Source organism: Salmonella sp. SA15303 (assembly GCF_029962125.1).
In the GTDB taxonomy this organism is placed as follows: Bacteria; Pseudomonadota; Gammaproteobacteria; order Enterobacterales; family Enterobacteriaceae; genus Salmonella; species Salmonella enterica.
Map to the genome: position 1 here is coordinate 2,632,301 of NZ_CP123924.1, position 18,106 is coordinate 2,650,406.

Annotated in this window: 19 protein-coding genes; 8 read left to right on the forward strand and 11 right to left on the reverse strand. The window is 50.3% G+C overall.

What is annotated here, in order from left to right; all coding sequences use genetic code 11:
• Nucleotides 1–163 precede the first annotated feature (163 nt).
• Nucleotides 164–1,018: a DNA/RNA non-specific endonuclease gene (locus QEN31_RS12915; RefSeq protein WP_001044098.1), complete on the reverse strand. Its 855-nt coding sequence runs from the start codon at nt 1,016–1,018 to the stop codon at nt 164–166.
• The gene (locus QEN31_RS12920) at nt 1,015–1,329 is read right to left on the reverse strand and encodes a membrane protein (RefSeq protein WP_000916602.1); all 315 of its coding nucleotides are present in this window, start codon (nt 1,327–1,329) and stop codon (nt 1,015–1,017) included. The genes QEN31_RS12915 and QEN31_RS12920 overlap by 4 nt, the downstream gene beginning before the upstream one ends.
• Nucleotides 1,330–1,471: 142 nt before the next feature.
• Here QEN31_RS12920 and QEN31_RS12925 point away from each other — a divergent pair, with 142 nt between their 5' ends.
• Nucleotides 1,472–2,431, forward strand: a complete 960-nt coding sequence (locus QEN31_RS12925) for a lipid A deacylase LpxR family protein (RefSeq protein WP_001046438.1) — start codon at nt 1,472–1,474, stop codon at nt 2,429–2,431.
• 48 nt (nt 2,432–2,479) lie between these two features.
• Here the strand turns inward: QEN31_RS12925 and QEN31_RS12930 are convergent, their stop codons facing one another.
• The gene (locus tag QEN31_RS12930) at nt 2,480–3,238 is read right to left on the reverse strand and encodes a DUF481 domain-containing protein (RefSeq protein ID WP_000770981.1); all 759 of its coding nucleotides are present in this window, start codon (nt 3,236–3,238) and stop codon (nt 2,480–2,482) included.
• A 288-nt stretch (nt 3,239–3,526) separates the two neighbouring features.
• Between QEN31_RS12930 and pfkB the strand changes: the two genes are divergently transcribed.
• Nucleotides 3,527–4,459 carry a 6-phosphofructokinase II gene (gene pfkB / locus QEN31_RS12935; RefSeq protein WP_000251707.1) on the forward strand — a complete coding sequence of 311 codons (933 nt, stop codon included), beginning with the start codon at nt 3,527–3,529 and terminating at the stop codon, nt 4,457–4,459.
• Between the two features lie 104 nt (nt 4,460–4,563).
• Here pfkB and tnpA read toward each other — a convergent pair whose 3' ends face one another.
• The gene (gene tnpA, locus QEN31_RS12940; protein ID WP_000502119.1) at nt 4,564–5,022 is read right to left on the reverse strand and encodes an IS200/IS605-like element IS200F family transposase; all 459 of its coding nucleotides are present in this window, start codon (nt 5,020–5,022) and stop codon (nt 4,564–4,566) included.
• A 244-nt stretch (nt 5,023–5,266) separates the two neighbouring features.
• On the opposite strand from tnpA, the gene ghoS reads away from it, so the two are divergent.
• Both ghoS and QEN31_RS12950 read left to right on the forward strand, forming a co-directional pair.
• Nucleotides 5,267–5,557, forward strand: coding sequence for a type V toxin-antitoxin system endoribonuclease antitoxin GhoS (gene ghoS, locus QEN31_RS12945; RefSeq protein WP_000146127.1), 291 nt, complete (start codon nt 5,267–5,269; stop codon nt 5,555–5,557).
• A 106-nt stretch (nt 5,558–5,663) separates the two neighbouring features.
• The gene (locus QEN31_RS12950; protein ID WP_000267686.1) at nt 5,664–6,524 is read left to right on the forward strand and encodes a fructosamine kinase family protein; all 861 of its coding nucleotides are present in this window, start codon (nt 5,664–5,666) and stop codon (nt 6,522–6,524) included.
• A gap of 42 nt (nt 6,525–6,566) precedes the next feature.
• Here the strand turns inward: QEN31_RS12950 and QEN31_RS12955 are convergent, their stop codons facing one another.
• Nucleotides 6,567–7,103, reverse strand: coding sequence for a YniB family protein (locus QEN31_RS12955; RefSeq protein ID WP_000222158.1), 537 nt, complete (start codon nt 7,101–7,103; stop codon nt 6,567–6,569).
• Between the two features lie 148 nt (nt 7,104–7,251).
• On the opposite strand from QEN31_RS12955, the gene hxpB reads away from it, so the two are divergent.
• The 3 genes from hxpB (at nt 7,252) to tcyP (ending at nt 10,185) form a co-directional block, all read left to right on the forward strand.
• Nucleotides 7,252–7,920 carry a hexitol phosphatase HxpB gene (hxpB, locus tag QEN31_RS12960; protein ID WP_000106848.1) on the forward strand — a complete coding sequence of 223 codons (669 nt, stop codon included), beginning with the start codon at nt 7,252–7,254 and terminating at the stop codon, nt 7,918–7,920.
• Between the two features lie 137 nt (nt 7,921–8,057).
• Entirely contained in the window at nt 8,058–8,657 is a 600-nt protein-coding gene (locus QEN31_RS12965; protein WP_000505804.1) for a metal-dependent hydrolase, read from the forward strand.
• A gap of 136 nt (nt 8,658–8,793) precedes the next feature.
• The gene (gene tcyP / locus QEN31_RS12970) at nt 8,794–10,185 is read left to right on the forward strand and encodes a cystine/sulfocysteine:cation symporter (protein ID WP_001010662.1); all 1,392 of its coding nucleotides are present in this window, start codon (nt 8,794–8,796) and stop codon (nt 10,183–10,185) included.
• A 101-nt stretch (nt 10,186–10,286) separates the two neighbouring features.
• Here tcyP and cedA read toward each other — a convergent pair whose 3' ends face one another.
• Nucleotides 10,287–10,529: a cell division activator CedA gene (gene cedA, locus QEN31_RS12975; RefSeq protein ID WP_000977510.1), complete on the reverse strand. Its 243-nt coding sequence runs from the start codon at nt 10,527–10,529 to the stop codon at nt 10,287–10,289.
• Between the two features lie 364 nt (nt 10,530–10,893).
• On the opposite strand from cedA, the gene katE reads away from it, so the two are divergent.
• The gene (katE, locus tag QEN31_RS12980) at nt 10,894–13,146 is read left to right on the forward strand and encodes a catalase HPII (protein WP_000019119.1); all 2,253 of its coding nucleotides are present in this window, start codon (nt 10,894–10,896) and stop codon (nt 13,144–13,146) included.
• Between the two features lie 43 nt (nt 13,147–13,189).
• Here katE and chbG read toward each other — a convergent pair whose 3' ends face one another.
• The 5 genes from chbG to chbC form a co-directional block, all read right to left on the reverse strand.
• A complete protein-coding gene (gene chbG, locus QEN31_RS12985; RefSeq protein WP_000442738.1) occupies nt 13,190–13,948 on the reverse strand; it encodes a chitin disaccharide deacetylase in 759 nt (252 codons plus the stop codon).
• Nucleotides 13,949–13,960: 12 nt separating this feature from the next.
• Nucleotides 13,961–15,316 (reverse strand): 6-phospho-beta-glucosidase, encoded by a 1,356-nt coding sequence (locus QEN31_RS12990; protein ID WP_000078785.1) that lies wholly within the window; start codon nt 15,314–15,316, stop codon nt 13,961–13,963.
• 124 nt (nt 15,317–15,440) lie between these two features.
• On the reverse strand, nt 15,441–16,283 hold the full coding sequence (chbR, locus tag QEN31_RS12995) for a transcriptional regulator ChbR (protein ID WP_000983393.1): 843 nt from the start codon (nt 16,281–16,283) through the stop codon (nt 15,441–15,443).
• 10 nt (nt 16,284–16,293) lie between these two features.
• Entirely contained in the window at nt 16,294–16,641 is a 348-nt protein-coding gene (gene chbA, locus QEN31_RS13000; protein ID WP_000459883.1) for a PTS N,N'-diacetylchitobiose transporter subunit IIA, read from the reverse strand.
• Nucleotides 16,642–16,691: 50 nt separating this feature from the next.
• Nucleotides 16,692–18,050, reverse strand: a complete 1,359-nt coding sequence (chbC, locus tag QEN31_RS13005) for a PTS N,N'-diacetylchitobiose transporter subunit IIC (RefSeq protein WP_000073064.1) — start codon at nt 18,048–18,050, stop codon at nt 16,692–16,694.
• Nucleotides 18,051–18,106: the final 56 nt, after the last annotated feature.

An 18,106-nucleotide genomic window follows, 5' to 3' on the forward strand; every position in this document is an offset into this window, starting at 1 on the left:
CATTGCTAAATTGGCGCACAACCTTCGACACAGACGAAAATCGCTATCTTCGTCCGGCATGATGATGGTAACACTAAAAAAAGGGAGATTGCATCACTCTATAGCAAATCAAGACCCTTGACAGGGTTTCTCCGTTATCTTTCTACGCGCCGTATAGCGCTTCTCATCGACAACCTAACTTCTGCGCCAGACTCCCCTTTGTCGTTTTCACCTCGCTGGCTACCGCTTCAGGCAAAGCAGACCACAGCGTCAGCACTGGCTTCGCTTTATGTTCGATAGCCTCCACGGTAACCTGATAGTCGCAAAAATTCGCCGAACGGGGCGTATTCTGATCCATAATAAATGCAGCGTAATTTCCTTCACTTTTTGACGGCGCCATTCCGGTGAATAAAACCTTCCAGTACCCGCTGGGAATTTCTACCGTCGCATCTTCTGGCAATGTGGCGATATGCCGCTCAAAAAGGGGGCCGGTCACTACGTGCACTACAGATACATCAGCCTGTTTGGCAAGTTCGCGCACCCGGTTTTCCAGTGCAGCCCATGCTCCCTGATTCAGGGCGGATTTCTGCGGCGTAATATTCGATAAATAATTTAACGACGGCCAGTCCGATACGCCGCCCAATCCTGCCAACGGCGCCTGGTGCCCCCTGTCGACTTTTAATAGCGTATGGGCATTTTTATAGGCGGAAGGGGCCAACGTATCCGAGGGCGGTAAATCGGGGTCCTGCGCCCAGTTCCGCGGGCGACCGCTTGCCTGGCTGGTTTTTGTCACGCTATAGGCAACCCAGTTGGCAAATTTCGTGACGCTATTATTATTGAGCGTATAGACATGGCGATAGATTGTTTGTTGGCTTCCTCCTTGAGGACAGCCAACGCTACAGTTATCAGGTTGCTGAACGAGTACGTTACGATGGGGTAACTCGGGTGCCGATGTTGTATCCTGGGGAGGATACGATGTAGTACATGCGCTTAATAATACTACGGGCAGTAATTTTAGCAAATTAATGGTCTTGTTCACTTTTTCTTCCTTAATAATAACTGCCCTAATAATTCAGATAGCAATAATTTGGTTATATTACCCTGACAGCCGTTAGATATTCTCATCATTAAAGACAACACTATCACGGTAAAAATTAATAACAGATAAACATCGAAGCCATCATAGAAAATGAGCTCAAAAGAATACAACGTGATATTCATATTGATACCAAAAAACATCGTATTATATGCATAATCGTGAAGCCAATAATTTCTCGCACTCAGATAGCGAATGAAAAATGGATATTCAATAATATCTGACGCATGTTTTTCAACACCATTTTTCAACATTAAGGCAACGTATCCTCTCAATGACTCGCTGCTGGCAGGAGTTTAGTTATATTTAAAGGTTTAATAGGCACTGCGCATCATGCTGCTGTGCTTATTACTTTGTAAAAATAAGAGTATTCACTTTCATATTCAGGGGTAAAAAGTGAACAAATACAGCTATTGCGCAACGATGATTGCCGCCATACTCAGTACGACCACAATGGCCAATGCCAGTAGCCTTGCTATTTCAGTGGCGAATGATGATGCAGGTATATTTCAACCATCCTTAAATGCCCTTTATGGGCACCCGGCTGCAGACCGGGGTGATTATACTGCCGGGCTCTTTTTAGGCTACAGCCACGATCTCACTGACGCCAGTCAACTCTCTTTTCATATCGCGCAAGATATTTATTCTCCATCAGGCGCCAATAAGAGAAAGCCTGAAGCCGTCAAAGGCGACCGCGCGTTCAGCGCCTTTCTTCATACCGGACTGGAGTGGAATTCATTAGCCACCAATTGGTTACGTTATCGTTTAGGTACCGATATTGGCGTTATTGGTCCTGACGCAGGCGGTCAGGAGGTTCAGAATCGGGCGCATCGAATAATAGGCGCAGAAAAATACCCTGCCTGGCAGGATCAAATTGAAAACCGTTATGGTTACACGGCAAAAGGAATGGTGTCCCTTACGCCAGCTATTGATATTCTGGGCGTCAATGTGGGCTTCTATCCAGAAGTATCTGCTGTCGGCGGCAATCTCTTCCAGTATTTGGGGTACGGCGCAACCGTTGCGCTGGGAAATGATAAGACCTTCAACTCTGATAATGGGTTTGGGTTACTGTCCCGCCGAGGGTTAATACACACTCAAAAAGAGGGATTGATCTATAAAGTATTTGCTGGCGTTGAGCGCAGGGAAGTTGATAAAAACTACACGTTACAGGGGAAAACGCTGCAAACAAAAATGGAAACGGTGGATATTAATAAAACCGTGGATGAATATCGCGTCGGTGCCACCATCGGCTATTCTCCCGTCGCATTTTCTCTTTCTTTAAACAAAGTCACGTCGGAATTTCGCACCGGAGACGACTATTCTTATATCAACGGAGACATCACCTTCTTCTTCTGAGGCGTCACCACGGAATAACCGGGTTACGTAACGTAACCCGGTACAATATTACATCTTATAGCCCAGCGTTACCGTAGTGCGACGATCGGTATGTTCAGGCGCAGATTCAGGCGGCTGCGAGTTCCACGTTAAATTATACCCCACCTTTAGACCAAAATGTTCGTTAATGGCGACATTGAGGGCTGTTTCCGAATTTAGTGTGGTGTCTTCTGCGCCAAATACTGACACCCCCTGTGTAAACTTAGCATTGTCAGTTAACTGCCAGGCATAGCTGCCGGAAGCATAACCCAACGGCTGCGTTTCAGTGGTATCGTCCGTATGTTCGTCATAGCGAACCCCAGGACCGAATTCAAAACGGAAGCTGTGCACTGGACCATTAAGGAACTGCCGCCCGTAACCGGCGGTCAGTACGTCGCGCTGACGATAACCGTTGAAACGGTCTGTCAGCCAACTGGCCTGGCCAAAGGTATAATCATAATCCGTCATATTAAAACGGTTACGTGCGCCTACCGCATATTTTTCTGAAGAGCGTTCATCATTAGAGGAGGTATTGCTGGCATTGCCCCATAATGACCAGGCGGTACGTTGTCCATACCAGGTCATCGCCGTGTCAGCCGTTAAGGAAGAGCTTTTAGTATTGCCTGACTGAGCAAGGTAGCCCGCATTCAGATTACCTTCAAAAGGTTTTTTCGCGGTGGAGGGATCATCCATGACAGTAAAAACGGAATCATCGGCGGCGGCATACAGAGACGCGAACACGCCACCCGCCAGCATAACTACAGCGGGTACTGCCTTCAAAAGCTTCATTTATATAGAGTCCGTACAACTAAAAAAGAGACCACGACGGTCCCGGAAACTTTCATAGGGATCAATGACAAACGCCCCTGGAAAGGTAGCGAATTATAAGAAGCCCCGAATAACATAGCAATCAATTACTATTTCATTTTTTGAATAAGAACCCTCCCGAAGCATTCATTTATTTATATAACTTTACATCGCACTTCTTTAAATAAAGATCCGGAAAATCATATTGTTAATTCCTTCACTTTCCGGGGATTAAGTGCCAGACTGAAATCAGCCTAACAGGAGGTAACGATGGTACGTATCTATACGTTGACGCTTGCGCCCTCTCTCGATAGCGCAACAATCACGCCGCAAATTTATCCCGAAGGTAAACTGCGGTGCTCCGCGCCGGTATTCGAACCCGGCGGCGGGGGTATTAATGTCGCTCGCGCCATTGCGCATCTTGGCGGCACCGCGACCGCCATTTTCCCGGCTGGCGGCGCTACCGGCGAACATCTTGTCGCACTACTGGCTGACGAAAATGTCCCCGTGTCTACCGTCGATGCGAAGGACTGGACGCGTCAGAACCTGCACGTCCACGTCGAGTCCAGCGGCGAACAGTATCGTTTTGTTATGCCCGGCGCCACGCTGGACGATGACGAATTTCGCCAGCTTGAAGAACAGGTACTGGAAATTGAATCCGGGGCAATTCTGGTTATCAGCGGCAGCCTTCCGCCCGGCGTTAAGGTCGAGAAACTCACGCAACTGATTTCCGCCGCGCAGAAGCAAGGCATTCGCTGCATTATTGATAGCTCTGGCGACGCGCTCACCGCCGCGCTGGCGCTTGGCGATATCGAACTGGTGAAACCGAACCTGAAAGAATTGAGCGCGTTGGTTAATCGTGATCTGACGCAGCCTGATGATGTGCGTAAAGCGGCCCAGGAATTAGTGCAAAGCGGCAAGGCTCGCCGGGTAGTGGTCTCTCTGGGGCCGCAAGGGGCGCTGGGCATAGACAGTGAGAATTGCATCCAGGTTGTTCCTCCCCCGGTGAAAAGTCAAAGTACTGTTGGCGCAGGCGACAGTATGGTAGGCGCGATGACGTTAAAACTGGCGCAAGACGCGTCGCTGGAAGAGATGGTGCGCTTCGGTGTGGCGGCAGGCAGCGCTGCTACGCTCAATCAAGGTACGCGTCTGTGTTCTCGTGACGATACCCAAAAAATATACGCCTATCTTTCCGCGCAATAAATATCCTCCGGCATAGCCGGAGGTTTTTCAGATGCGCCTATAAGGCTCTCTTACCAGCCGCGCCCTAACAGGCGCATACGATCTGACATTTGCATCAAACTTCGTTACTTACGGCCCGTAAACGGGCTGCCCGGATACGGGATCGATAATTGCTCACCCATTTTATCCTCTTCAAGCTGGTGCTTTATGTAGTCCTGTATCTTCGCCGTGTTCTTACCCACCGTATCGACATAGTACCCTCTGCACCAGAACTCCCTGTTCCTGTATTTGAATTTTAGATCCCCAAACTGCTCGTAAAGCATCAGACTACTTTTACCCTTCAGATATCCCATGAAACTCGACACACTCATCTTCGGCGGGATCTCCAGAAGCATGTGAATATGATCTGCACAACATTCTGCTTCCAGAATTCGTACGTTTTTCCATTCACACAATTTTCTTAATATGCTGCCTACTGCCCTACGCTTCTCTCCATAGAACGCTTGTCTTCGGTATTTGGGCGCGAAAACTATGTGATATTTACAGTTCCATCGGGTGTGCGCTAAGCTCTTTTCGTCCCCCATTGGGACCCCCTTTTGATTTCTTGTTGAACTTTTGCAGTTGCCAGACCGCAAGATGTTTTAACAAATCAAAAGGGGTTTTAATAACTGGCTTAAAGCTGAAAGCTTTCCGGAACCCCCAGCCTAGCTGGGGGTTTTCCATAGACAATAATCGTTTCCCCCTCGCCGAGGGGGATAACGGAAAATCGGTTAACGGGCGGCGCATCCGCCGCTGTTAAAAACACAGTTGCTCCCAACGAGGTGAACGATGGCCAGTGGCGATATTACCCGTTATGTTATTACCGTAACCTTCCATGAAGATTCCCTGACCGAGATTAACGAACTCAATAACCATCTGACGCGTAGCGGTTTTTTGCTGACATTAACGGACGATGAAGGGGATGTGCATGAGCTCGGCACCAATACGTTTGGCTTTGTTAGCGCTCAGAGCGCTGATGAAATCAAAGCGCTTGTCGCCGGACTTGCGAAAAGCGCGTTAGATAAGGATGTCGACATTACCGTGGCGACCTGGGAGGCGTGGAGTAAAAACGCACAATAAGTGCCATTCCCGCCGCGGCGCGTCCGCGATGTGCGTTAGTTCGTATTTTTCAACCGCATTTTTGCACTAACCTTATGATCTGGCAGACAACGTGGGGAGAGACATTATGTGGCAAGCTATCAGTCGTCTTTTAAGCGAGCAAGTCGGTGAAGGCGAAATCGAACTGCGTAATGAACTGCCAGGCGGAGAAGTTCATGCCGCATGGCATTTACGTTATGCAGGCCATGATTTTTTCGTGAAGTGCGATGAACGAGAAATGCTCCGCGGTTTTACCGCAGAAGCCGATCAGCTGGAGCTGCTCTCCCGCAGTAAAACCGTTGTTGTGCCTAAGGTATGGGCGGTAGGTTCGGATCGGGATTACAGCTTTTTAGTCATGGACTACCTCTCGCCCCGCCCGCTGGATGCCCATAATGCGTTTATTCTTGGGCAACAGCTGGCGCGCCTGCACCAATGGAGCGACCAACCTCAATTCGGCCTCGATTTTGATAACGCGCTCTCTACCACGCCGCAGCCGAATACCTGGCAACGCCGTTGGTCGACTTTTTTCGCCGAACAGCGCATTGGCTGGCAGCTTGAACTCGCTGCGGAAAAAGGCATTACTTTTGGTAATATTGACGCCATTGTTGAACATGTTCAGCAACGTCTGGCGTCGCATCAACCGCAGCCTTCTCTTTTGCATGGCGATCTATGGTCGGCGAACTGCGCGCTTGGCCCTGACGGCCCCTATATCTTCGATCCAGCCTGCTATTGGGGCGACAGAGAATGCGATCTGGCGATGCTGCCGCTGCATACCGATCAGCCACCGCAGATTTATGACGGCTATCAGTCCGTTTCGCCGCTACCGCTGGATTTTCTCGACAGGCAGCCGATTTACCAGCTCTACACCCTGCTTAATCGGGCAAGGCTGTTTGGCGGTCAGCACCTGGCTACTGCGCAAAAAGCGATGGATCGGCTGCTTGCGGTATAGGTACAGCCCATGCCGGATACGGGCTATCCGGCATTTTTCAGTTTACATGAAGCCTAACAAGGAAAAGAAAAAGTAGCCGAGCACGATAATAATGACCGGCAAAATATAGAGCGGGAAAAACTGTAAAAAGATGGTATGGTGCGGCACCACGATACGTGACTCTATCTGCTCACGCGTTAGCCCTTCCGCGCCTTTTGCTTTTTCCAGGATCAACTGATCTTCCACGCCTTCACGCAAAAAACGTGACTGGCGGCTCATTCTGGCGCCGGAATCCTGCATCGCCAGCCCGACAAAAATCAGAATAAAAATGAGCCAGAAACCGATATTCAGGCTTCCCTGAAAATTCGGCGTCGGCGAGTTGTACCAAAAAACATTCAGAAACGGCGTATTCACGCGCATCATGTCTATCATTACGTGGGTAAAATCCAGCATTACCGCATTTATCCCCTCCTGCTTTTCACTGTGCGCATACATAAATTTAAGGACTGAGATGAGCGTGGAAAGCAGTGCCGGAATAAAAATAACCCACCCAACAACTCTTTTTAGGATTGCAATGCGTCCAGCTTGTTGATACGTCATGAGTTCCCCTTGATAAAGACGCGTCGTTTTGGCCTAAGTCTACCTGTTGATTCCCGTTTTCGCCTGATCTTTAAGGGCGATATACTAAGAACATGGTCATAATGAACGCTTAATTCGTTATTTTTTAATCTCAACAGGAGAGGTTGTGATGTCAACCCCACGTCAAATTCTTGCTGCAATTTTCGATATGGATGGACTACTGATCGATTCCGAACCGCTCTGGGATCGCGCTGAACTGGACGTGATGGCAAGTTTAGGCGTAGATATTACTCGGCGCCATGAGCTGCCAGACACGCTTGGGCTACGCATTGATATGGTTGTCGATCTCTGGTTTGCGCAGCAACCGTGGAACGGCCCCGATCGCCAGGAAGTGACAAACCGTGTTATTGCCCGCGCGATTACGCTTATCGAAGAGACGCGCCCTCTTTTGCCGGGTGTGCGCGAAGCTGTGGCGCTGTGTAAAGCGCAGGGGCTATTAGTGGGGCTTGCCTCGGCATCGCCGCTGCATATGCTGGAAAAAGTGCTCACCATGTTTGAACTGCGCGACAGTTTTGACGCGCTGGCTTCTGCAGAAAAATTGCCCTACAGCAAACCGCACCCGCAGGTCTATCTGGATTGTGCGGCCAAATTAGGCGTTGATCCATTAACCTGCGTGGCGCTGGAGGATTCGGTGAATGGTTTAATCGCGGCAAAGGCGGCGCGAATGCGCGCCATTGTGGTGCCAGCAGAAGAAAACCAGCCTGATCCGCGCTTTGCGCTGGCGAATGTCAAACTTAACTCACTGACAGAGCTGACGGCGGCGCATCTACTCGGTTAAGATGTTTCCGAAACAAAGTCAACGGGCAATTAGCCGCTGAGCCAGACGGCAAGCGGCTTTGACAGAGACAAAGAGTTACAACGTCACCACTTCCGCCTACTGTATAAAAACCCTATACTGTATGAATTGACAGTTTAATGGGTTTTATCATGACGGCGGAAGGACATCTTCTTTTTTCTATAGCCAGCGCGGTTTTCGCCAAGAATGCCGAGTTAACGCCCGTCCTTGCGCACGGCGACTGGTGGCATATTATTCCTTCGGCTATTTTGACCTGTCTGCTGCCGGATATCGACCACCCCAAATCTTTTCTTGGTCAGCGCCTGAAATGGGTATCGAAACCGATCGCCCGCGCGTTCGGTCACCGGGGGTTTACCCATAGTCTGCTGGCGGTCTTTGCCCTACTGGCGACCTTTTATCTCAAGGTACCGGATACGTGGATTATCCCGGCGGATGCGCTGCAAGGCATGGTACTTGGCTATTTAAGCCATATCGTCGCGGATATGCTCACCCCCGCAGGCGTTCCCTTACTGTGGCCGTGCCGCTGGCGTTTCCGCCTGCCTATTCTGGCGCCGCGCAAAGGCAATCAACTGGAGCGATTTTTATGCATGGCGTTGTTTGCCTGGGCGGTGTGGATGCCACAGTCCATGCCGGAAAACAACGTCATACGCTGGTCTTCGCAGATGATTACTATCCTGCAAATGCAGTTCAATCGTTTTATAAATCACCAGATTGATTAGTAAATCAACGCCAAAATCATTTTTGGTATAAACCATTCCATTTGAATATAAGAGCCAGCTCACAGTTCTGCTAATCTTGCGCGAACAGAATCGCTAAAACACAGCGCTTCATAATAAAAAAATCAGGAGAACGGGGATGAATTTTCCATTAATTGCGAACATTGCGGTGTTCGTCATTCTGCTGTTTGTACTGGCGCAGGCCCGTCATAAACAGTGGAGTCTGGCTAAAAAAGTGCTTGTCGGCCTTGTGATGGGCGTGGTCTTTGGTCTGGCCCTGCACACCATTTATGGCGCTGACAGTCAGGTGTTAAAAGACTCCATTCAGTGGTTCAATATTGTCGGCAACGGCTATGTGCAATTGCTACAAATGATTGTGATGCCGCTGGTATTCGCCTCTATTTTAAGCGCCGTGGCACGACTGCATAACGCCTCTCAATTGGGGAAAATCAGTTTTCTGACTATCGGCACGCTGCTGTTTACTACCCTTATCGCAGCGCTGGTGGGCGTGCTGGTCACCAATCTGTTCGGACTGACGGCGGAAGGTCTGGTTCAGGGCGGCGCGGAAACCGCGCGTCTGAATGCCATTGAGACGAGCTATGTCGGCAAAGTGGCCGATCTCAGCGTGCCGCAACTGGTGCTGTCTTTTGTACCGAAAAATCCGTTTGCGGATCTGACTGGCGCAAATCCTACGTCTATTATCAGCGTGGTGATTTTCGCCGCATTCCTGGGCGTGGCCGCGCTTAAACTGCTGAAAGATGATGCGCCAAAAGGCGAGCGTGTGCTTGTTGCTATCGATACCCTGCAAAGCTGGGTGATGAAGCTGGTGCGTCTGGTGATGCAACTTACGCCTTACGGCGTACTGGCGCTGATGACGAAAGTGGTTGCCGGCTCCAATCTGCAGGACATTATTAAGCTTGGAAGCTTCGTGGTAGCGTCATATCTTGGTCTGGCGATAATGTTTGTGGTTCACGGCATACTATTGGGCGTGAACGGGATTAGCCCGCTGAAATATTTCCGCAAGGTGTGGCCGGTGCTGACATTTGCCTTTACCAGCCGCTCCAGCGCCGCCTCCATTCCACTTAATGTCGAAGCGCAAACCCGCCGCCTGGGCGTGCCGGAGTCCATCGCCAGCTTTGCTGCCTCTTTTGGCGCGACCATCGGCCAAAACGGTTGTGCCGGTCTTTATCCTGCGATGTTGGCGGTAATGGTTGCGCCGACGGTCGGCATCAACCCCTTAGACCCCGTATGGATAGCCACGCTGGTGGGTATCGTTACTGTAAGTTCGGCGGGTGTTGCCGGCGTTGGCGGCGGCGCGACCTTCGCCGCGCTGATTGTGCTGCCTGCCATGGGCTTACCGGTCACGCTGGTCGCGCTGTTAATCTCCGTCGAACCGTTGATTGATATGGGCCGTACCGCGCTGAACGTGAGTGGCTCAATGACCGCTGGTACGCTGACCAGCCAGTGGCTGAAGCAGACCGATAAAACCATTCTCGATAGCGAAGAAGACGCTGAACTGGCGCATCGATAATACATTATCGGGCGTTCACATCGTCTGAGACATGACGATCGGCAACTCAAAATGTCTGTCACTAAAAACGCCGGTCTCCAGTACCGGCGTTTTGTTTTTTCTTAGTCAGCGATTTCGTTTTCCTGGCGAACCTGATTCGCCCAACGTTGCGCCGATTCTGGCACGCTAAAGGCGGGCGACCGTTGAAATGACTCCCCCGTCAGAACAAAGGCAACATATTTACCGCGCAGTATCCAGACGTCGCGAAACGTATCCATTTTTATCGCATGTTCCGGCGGCGCGGGTTCAACACGCGGAATATAGCTAATAATCTGGCGATTTTGCTGGCGAAGAGGTTTCATCATTAATGCTTCACTAAAAGAGGCTAAGAGCCTATCCCATTAGGGCTATTTTACTTGCCATTTTGGTCCTGGGCAGTGCTCAAAATCCTCACGTACTACGTGTACGCTCCGGTTTTTGCGCGCTGTCCGTGTCCAAACTGGCTGCGCCAATAACGCCTACTGGGATAGGCTCTAAGGCTAAAAATCAGAAAAACACTATTTTAGCCGATCTTCGCCCCCGACGTCCTGTTCCGCGCGTGCGATTTCCCTGTTATACCCTGTCTGCCGTTCCGCTCTCCCCCAGCATAATTGCTGAAATGTTCTATAGTTAGAGTGATTTTGACTACTACCACGCCCATTTCAGTGATGAAAGCAGGAGACGAGTTCAATGTCGCATAATGAGAAATCCCCCCATCAGTCCCCCGTGCATGATACCCGTGAATCACAGCCCGGCCTGGACTCCCTGGCGCCGTCAGACGGTTCACATCGCCCCACGCCAGAAACGACGCCGCCGGGCGCGCAACCGACGGCCCCCGGCAGCTTAAAAGCGCCCGAGACCGCGAATGATAAGCTCACTGCCCTCGACGCCTTTCGTAAAGGCAGCGAAAATTATGCGCTGACCACCAATCAGGGCGTGCGCATCGCCGACGATCAAAATTCTCTTCGCGCCGGCAGCCGCGGCCCTACGCTGTTGGAAGATTTTATCCTGCGCGAGAAAATTACCCACTTTGACCATGAGCGCATCCCGGAGAGGATCGTTCACGCCCGCGGATCTGCAGCGCACGGCTATTTCCAGCCATATAAAGACCTGAGCGACATCACGAAAGCCGCGTTTCTGTGCGATCCACAGAAAATTACCCCGGTCTTTGTTCGCTTTTCGACAGTACAGGGCGGCGCGGGGTCTGCTGATACCGTACGTGATATCCGCGGTTTTGCGACCAAATTTTATACCGAAGAGGGAATTTTCGATCTCGTCGGTAATAACACGCCGATCTTTTTTATCCAGGATGCGCATAAGTTTCCGGATTTTGTGCACGCCGTTAAGCCCGAACCACATTGGGCTATTCCGCAAGGGCAGAGTGCGCACGACACCTTCTGGGACTATGTTTCCTTACAGCCTGAGACGCTGCACAACGTCATGTGGGCAATGTCGGATCGCGGTATTCCACGCAGTTATCGGACGATGGAAGGGTTCGGCATTCACACCTTCCGTCTGATCAATGCACAAGGGAAAGCGACCTTTGTCCGTTTCCACTGGAAACCGTTGGCAGGTAAAGCCTCGCTGGTATGGGATGAGTCACAAAAACTGACCGGTCGCGATCCGGATTTTCACCGCCGGGATCTGTGGGAGGCCATCGAAGCGGGCGATTTCCCGGAATACGAGCTGGGCCTACAACTCATTGCCGAAGAGGATGAATTTAAATTCGATTTTGATCTGCTCGATCCGACCAAACTGATTCCGGAAGAGTTGGTGCCAGTACAACGCGTCGGCAAAATGGTGTTAAACCGTAATCCGGATAACTTTTTCGCTGAAAACGAACAGGCGGCATTTCATCCAGGACATATTGTTCCCGGCATTGATTTTACCAACGATCCGCTGTTACAGGGGCGTCTGTTCTCTTATACCGACACGCAAATCAGTCGTCTGGGCGGGCCAAACTTCCACGAAATTCCGATTAACCGCCCTACCTGCCCCTACCATAACTTCCAGCGTGACGGTATGCACCGGATGGATATCGACACCAATCCGGCGAACTATGAACCAAACTCCATTAATGACAACTGGCCACGCGAAACGCCGCCAGCGCCAAAACGCGGCGGCTTCGAATCATACCAGGAACGCGTGGATGGCAATAAAATCCGCGAACGCAGCCCCTCTTTCGGTGAATATTACTCGCATCCTCGCCTGTTCTGGCTCAGTCAGACGCCGATAGAACAGCAGCATATTATTGACGCGTTCAGCTTTGAACTGGGTAAAGTCGCCCGCGCGTATATTCGGGAGCGGGTGGTCGATCAGTTAGCGCATATTGATGTCACGCTGGCTCAGGGCGTCGCGCATAATCTCGGTTTTGCACTCACCCATGAGCAAACGCAAATTGCCCCGCCTCCTGATGTCAACGGTCTGAAAAAAGATCCGGCGCTCAGCCTGTATGCGGTGCCGGACGGCGATGTTAAAGGCCGAGTGGTCGCTATTCTGCTGAACGACAAAGTTAACGCCGCCGAACTGTTGACCATTTTGCAGGCTTTAAAAGCCAAAGGCGTCCACGCAAAACTGCTCTATTCACGGATGGGTGAAGTAACGGCTGATGATGGTTCAACATTAACGATTGCGGCAACCTTTGCCGGCGCGCCGTCGCTAACGGTCGATGCGGTAATAGTACCGTGCGGCAATATTGCCGATATCGAGAGTTGCGGCGATGCCCGTTACTACCTTCTGGAAGCCTACAAACATCTGAAGCCCATCGCACTGGCAGGCGACGCCCGACGGTTTAAGGCGCTTTTAAACATTGATAGCCAGGGGGAAGAAGGACTTGTTGAGGCAGATAACGTTGACCACCACTTTATGGACACTCTGCTGACGCTGATGGCGGCACACCGTGTCTGGTCGCGTGCGGGGAAAATTAACGCGATTCCTGCATAAACAGCAAAAAATGCGGCGCATTCTTGCGCCGCAAACTCAGGAGCTAAATATCAAGAAAACTGCCAGGACGATATCCACGTTCCGCAATCGCTGCCTTGAGTGACGCAGACGTCAACACCTCCAGTTCAGTTAAGCGGGGGTAACAATAGGCGCTCTGGCGAATAATGTTGTCCACAAACGCCGGATGACACATCACCTCCAGCGAGGCCTCTCCTCGATGCGCCGAGGCATCCAGAATGCGTAAAAAGCACGCTTCGGTGATCTCCTCGCCGTAAAATTCACTACTAAATCCTTGAGTGCTGCGCAAATCCGACGGCAGATCGTCGGCGTTCAACACCGTCTGGCGGTCAATACGTAACGCAATCCCGCGCTGCGCCGCAAAGCGGGCGACGATGGGGAAAATTTGCGGGAACATATGCACATGATGGTGACTGTCGAGATGCGTTGGCTCGCTGCCAAATACGTCGATGAAACGCTGATACTGACACGCCAGTTCATGCGCAATTTCATCCAGCGGAAGCGTATCCTCCTCCGCCATTTGCCAGATCCATTTCCCCAACAGGCCGTCTCGCGTCAGGCCCGGCATCTCTGACACCGGTTTGCCTAACGTCAAAACAAAATGCATTCCCACCCCAAGCGCAGGCAGCTCGCGGCTAAGCTGCGCCGCATGGTCAATAGCCTCGCCATTGACCAGCGCCGTCGTGGAGGTCACAACGCCGTTGCGATATGCTTCAACAATGCCGTAATTTTGCCCTTTACTCAGGCCAAAATCATCGGCATTCACAATCAACACGCGTTCCATAGCCTACCTCTGTCAGTGGTGCTTACCTTTAAGCGCTTCGATGCAAGCGGCAAAATTAGGCAGCCATTTTTCATGCGCCAGAATGAGTTCACGCGCCAGGACTTCTGCGTCGCGGTCGGAATGCACCAGCGGACTCAGGTTAAGCGCCAGCAGAACATCATTAAAGTTTCCGCTCAGCGCCGCATTGCTGGCCGCGACCTCAAATCCTTTAATAGTGTGGATAAGCCCCAGCACTTTTTCGTCAAAACGGGTGATACGCGGGTGCGGCGTCGCGCCATTGCGTCCCAGAATGCAGGTCATTTCCACCGCCCAGTCCGCCGGGATATTCTCGACATGCCCATGATGTGGAATATTAACGTAATGCTCAGTCTGCTTGTCATTATAAATAGCGTTAATGACTTCACAAGCGGCATCGGAATAATAAGCGCCGCCGCGTTGCTCAAGCTCTTTCGGCTTCACGTTTAGCTCAGGATTTTTGTACAAGTCGAAGAGTTGTTTCTCCACTTTCTGTACGACCTGAGCGCGCGCGCCGCCTTTGTAATATTCGCCCATTTCAATCGCCAACATCTCTTTTTGCTTGAAGTAATACAACAAATAAGAGCACGGCAGCATGTTCAGCGAGCGAATCAATCCTTCACTAAACGGCAGATCAAAGATATTTTTTACGGTTGACGCTTTCAACTGACCGGACGCCACGCCATCCAGTAATTCTGCGAACCGTGAGGTGCCATTCACCAGCACATCTTTAATAAAGACCATATGGTTTAGACCAAACAGGTCAATGGAAAGATCGTCATTCTCATTCAGCGCCAGCACGTCATGAATAAACATTTTCATGCCGACAGGAATATTACATACGCCGATGAATTTTTTAAAGTTGGTATGACGATAAACCGCTTCCGTCACCATCCCCGCCGGGTTAGTAAAGTTAATGACCCACGCATTCGGACATAATTCTTCAACATCCTTAATGATGTCAAAAATAACCGGAATGGTACGCAACCCTTTAAATAAACCGCCAGCGCCGTTGGTTTCTTGCCCCAGATAGCCGTGGCTAAGCGGGATACGCTCGTCCAGCTCACGGGCTTTGAGTTGACCAACGCGTAGCTGGGTAGTGACAAAATTAGCGCCTTTCAGCGCTTCCCGGCGATCCAGCGTTTTATACAATTTTAGCGGAACGCCTGCTTTATCAATCATTCGCTGGCAGAGATCATAAATAATGCCCAGCTTCTCTTTCCCGTCTTCAACGTCAACCAGCCATAATTCGGTGACAGGTAATTCATGGTAGCGCTTAATAAAGCCTTCAAGTAATTCAGGGGTGTAGCTGCTCCCGCCACCAATAGTGACGACTTTTAATTTCTGGCTCATAATATCTCCCTTCAGTGTATAACACTGATATGTATTACGCTATGCCCGCTCGTAAGAAATAGCGTGACGTTCCCCGCGCTATTGGGGCAAGCGTGAAATGTAATTAATCGAGCAATGCAAACCGTTACTCATTAATTTCCGTCAATCGCTTCCGATAACTATTCGGCGTAAATGAGGTCATCTTCTTAAACGTTTTAATAAACAGACTTGGACTGCTATACCCGGCTTCATAAGCAATATCCGTAACCGAATAGTTGGTCATTTCCAACTGTTTCTTGGCAAAATTAATGCGAATCTCATTAATGATTTGCATCGGCGTTTTGCTGTAATAACGTCGGGTGGCGCGCGTCAGATACTCCTGGGATTTTGCCGACAGGCGCACCATATTTTCCAGCGCATGTTCGCCAAACTGCGTTTTATCATGCATTATCTCCACGGTTGCTTTCAGCCATTGTGGAATATCATCATAAACCTGCTCTTCGCGGTAATGACGTAAGCGGTTTATAATATAAAATGTCACCACTTCGATAAATTCGTCGAGCCCATTGCCGCGAAAATTCAACGACGCAATCACCGTTTCAATATAGGTAAGGAAAGTGCTATTCGCCCTGTATACCTGCGATGCCACAAAACAAAACGGCAGTAACGGAAGATAATGCTGTTCAAAAAAACGTTTACTAATTCCTACGTTCAGAATACGCGTTGCGCCAAACTCATAGAAACTTTGGTGATTCGACCCCACCGGGATAAAAACAAAATCTCCACGTTCCAGCAGCACACGCTTCCCGTTAATCTCCTGGTAATAACGTCCGGTTAATACCAGGGTAAATTCATAGTAGTCGTGCTGATGCAGCCCGGTGACGCTTTCCGTCTTGTTATAGATAAACACATGGAAATTTTTGCCATTGAAGAGCTGCTGCTCATAAACCGTTTTGATTTCCGTTGCGTTAACCTGTAGCTGCATCATCCGCCCCCTGTTATTTCAGTTTCTCATGGAGCTCAATCAACTCGGCGATCAGTTCACGAGCCAGCATTGATGTCATCAAATGATCCTGAGCGTGAACCAGGACCAGACTGACTTTCATTTTGCCTTCGCCCTGATCGCCTTCGATGAGTTTTGTCTGCACAAGATGCGCTTCATTGAGCGCTATGCGCGACTGGTCCATCATCGCTTTCGCCGCCTCAAAATCGCCTTCTTTCGCTTTTCTGAGCGCGCCATATGCCAGGCTGCGCGCCTGACCAGAATTGATGATAAGCCCCATAACGACTTCTTCGAGTTCCTCAGCCGCGGTCTGGTTATCTACAACATTTTCAAGATCAAACATAGTCTTTCCTCTGATTCAGCCCGGCATGGCATCCCATGCCGGCGCGGAGTTTAGAATTTCAGTGCGTTAGCGATATCTTCTTCGCTTTCTTCCTGCTCGATGGCGTTCTGCGCTTTGTTAGCCACCACCACGAAGGGGAGATAAATCAGGGTAGCGACCGCCAGGTTAAATAGCGCAACCAGCAACGCGGCGACACTGCCGTTGGTGTTAAAGAACGCCCCCAACCCGGTTGGCATGGTCCACGGCGCAATATTGGTAATCGGCGGAATAATACCCAAATAGTAAGCCACCAGCGTAATCGCCGCCAGAATCGGCTGAACCAGAATGAAGGGGATAAACATCACCGGGTTCATAATAATCGGCAGGCCAAACAGGATGGGTTCGTTAATCTGGAAGATACCTGACGGCAGCGCCAGTTTTGCCACCTGGCGATAGTCCGCGCGACGGGATGCCAGGAAGATAGCGATGATCAGACCCAGCGTTGCGCCGCTACCACCGAGGAAGATATAAGAATCCAGCATCGGTTTCGCCCAGATATGGAACGTTTTACCGGCTTCCAGCGCCGCATCGACGGAGCCATACTGCTGGTAAATAGAGATGTTTTCCAGCGCCCAGGGCGTCATGATGCCGCTGTCCAGCGCGGTCAGCGCCAGCGAACCATGAATACCAAAGAACCACAGCAGCGGTACAAAAATGACATATGCCCACCCTACCACGCTACCCAGCGATGCCAGCGGCGTAGAGATAGTGTCCATAATAATCTGATGGAAGTTAGAACCGTAATTAGACAGCGCCCAGGAAATAATCCCCATAATAGAGAGAATAATAAAGCCGGGAATTAATGCTGAGAATGAACGAGACACCGAAGCCGGTACGCTGTCCGGTAGCTTAATCACCCAGTTGCGCCGGACAATAAATGTAAACATCTCCGCGACCACCAGGCCAATAATAATACCGGAGATAATATTTGCACCACCCAGCCAGTTAGCGCCTACGGCATAGGCCTCGCCGACACTATACGGCGTTACGGTCATAAATGCCGCCACGGAAAGCAATCCGGCGGCCAGCGCATCAACCTTGCGCTCTTCCGCCAGCGCCATGCCGATAAAAAATGGCGCCATGAGCGACATAATGCCCAATGTGCCGTTATAGACGTTCCCGCCGATGCCTTTCAATCCATTAAGTGTTTCAATGGTTGAGGCATCAAGCCGAATGCCCATGGAATAAAAAAACGACCCCTCCCCAAAGCTCAGGAAAACGTTATTAATTAATACAAACATCGCCCCCGCAAGGGTTAATGGCATTAAACGAATAAAGCCGTTCTTGATTGCATTAACGTGTGGCTGCTTTCCTATTTTTACAGCAAAAGGAAGGAGTACCTTTTCAAGTGAAGCAATAACGTTACTCATAGAAAAATACCCTTAAATACCGCAATAAAATATTGCGGTTAGTGTATGAAATAACT

Excerpts from the sequence above, each read along its gene's own strand:
- QEN31_RS12990 (WP_000078785.1), bottom strand. The coding sequence starts at position 15,316 with ATGAGCCAGAAATTAAAAGTCGTCACTATTGGTGGCGGGAGCAGCTAC.
- QEN31_RS12930 (WP_000770981.1), bottom strand. The coding sequence starts at position 3,238 with ATGAAGCTTTTGAAGGCAGTACCCGCTGTAGTTATGCTGGCGGGTGGC.
- tnpA (WP_000502119.1), bottom strand. The coding sequence starts at position 5,022 with ATGGGGGACGAAAAGAGCTTAGCGCACACCCGATGGAACTGTAAATAT.
- chbA (WP_000459883.1), bottom strand. The coding sequence starts at position 16,641 with ATGTTTGATCTTGAAAATGTTGTAGATAACCAGACCGCGGCTGAGGAA.
- ghoS (WP_000146127.1), top strand. The coding sequence starts at position 5,267 with ATGGCCAGTGGCGATATTACCCGTTATGTTATTACCGTAACCTTCCAT.
- tcyP (WP_001010662.1), top strand. The coding sequence starts at position 8,794 with ATGAATTTTCCATTAATTGCGAACATTGCGGTGTTCGTCATTCTGCTG.
- QEN31_RS12965 (WP_000505804.1), top strand. The coding sequence starts at position 8,058 with ATGGGTTTTATCATGACGGCGGAAGGACATCTTCTTTTTTCTATAGCC.
- QEN31_RS12950 (WP_000267686.1), top strand. The coding sequence starts at position 5,664 with ATGTGGCAAGCTATCAGTCGTCTTTTAAGCGAGCAAGTCGGTGAAGGC.
- pfkB (WP_000251707.1), top strand. The coding sequence starts at position 3,527 with ATGGTACGTATCTATACGTTGACGCTTGCGCCCTCTCTCGATAGCGCA.
- QEN31_RS12920 (WP_000916602.1), bottom strand. The coding sequence starts at position 1,329 with ATGTTGAAAAATGGTGTTGAAAAACATGCGTCAGATATTATTGAATAT.
- chbR (WP_000983393.1), bottom strand. The coding sequence starts at position 16,283 with ATGATGCAGCTACAGGTTAACGCAACGGAAATCAAAACGGTTTATGAG.
- QEN31_RS12955 (WP_000222158.1), bottom strand. The coding sequence starts at position 7,103 with ATGACGTATCAACAAGCTGGACGCATTGCAATCCTAAAAAGAGTTGTT.
- katE (WP_000019119.1), top strand. The coding sequence starts at position 10,894 with ATGTCGCATAATGAGAAATCCCCCCATCAGTCCCCCGTGCATGATACC.
- chbC (WP_000073064.1), bottom strand. The coding sequence starts at position 18,050 with ATGAGTAACGTTATTGCTTCACTTGAAAAGGTACTCCTTCCTTTTGCT.
- chbG (WP_000442738.1), bottom strand. The coding sequence starts at position 13,948 with ATGGAACGCGTGTTGATTGTGAATGCCGATGATTTTGGCCTGAGTAAA.
- cedA (WP_000977510.1), bottom strand. The coding sequence starts at position 10,529 with ATGATGAAACCTCTTCGCCAGCAAAATCGCCAGATTATTAGCTATATT.
- hxpB (WP_000106848.1), top strand. The coding sequence starts at position 7,252 with ATGTCAACCCCACGTCAAATTCTTGCTGCAATTTTCGATATGGATGGA.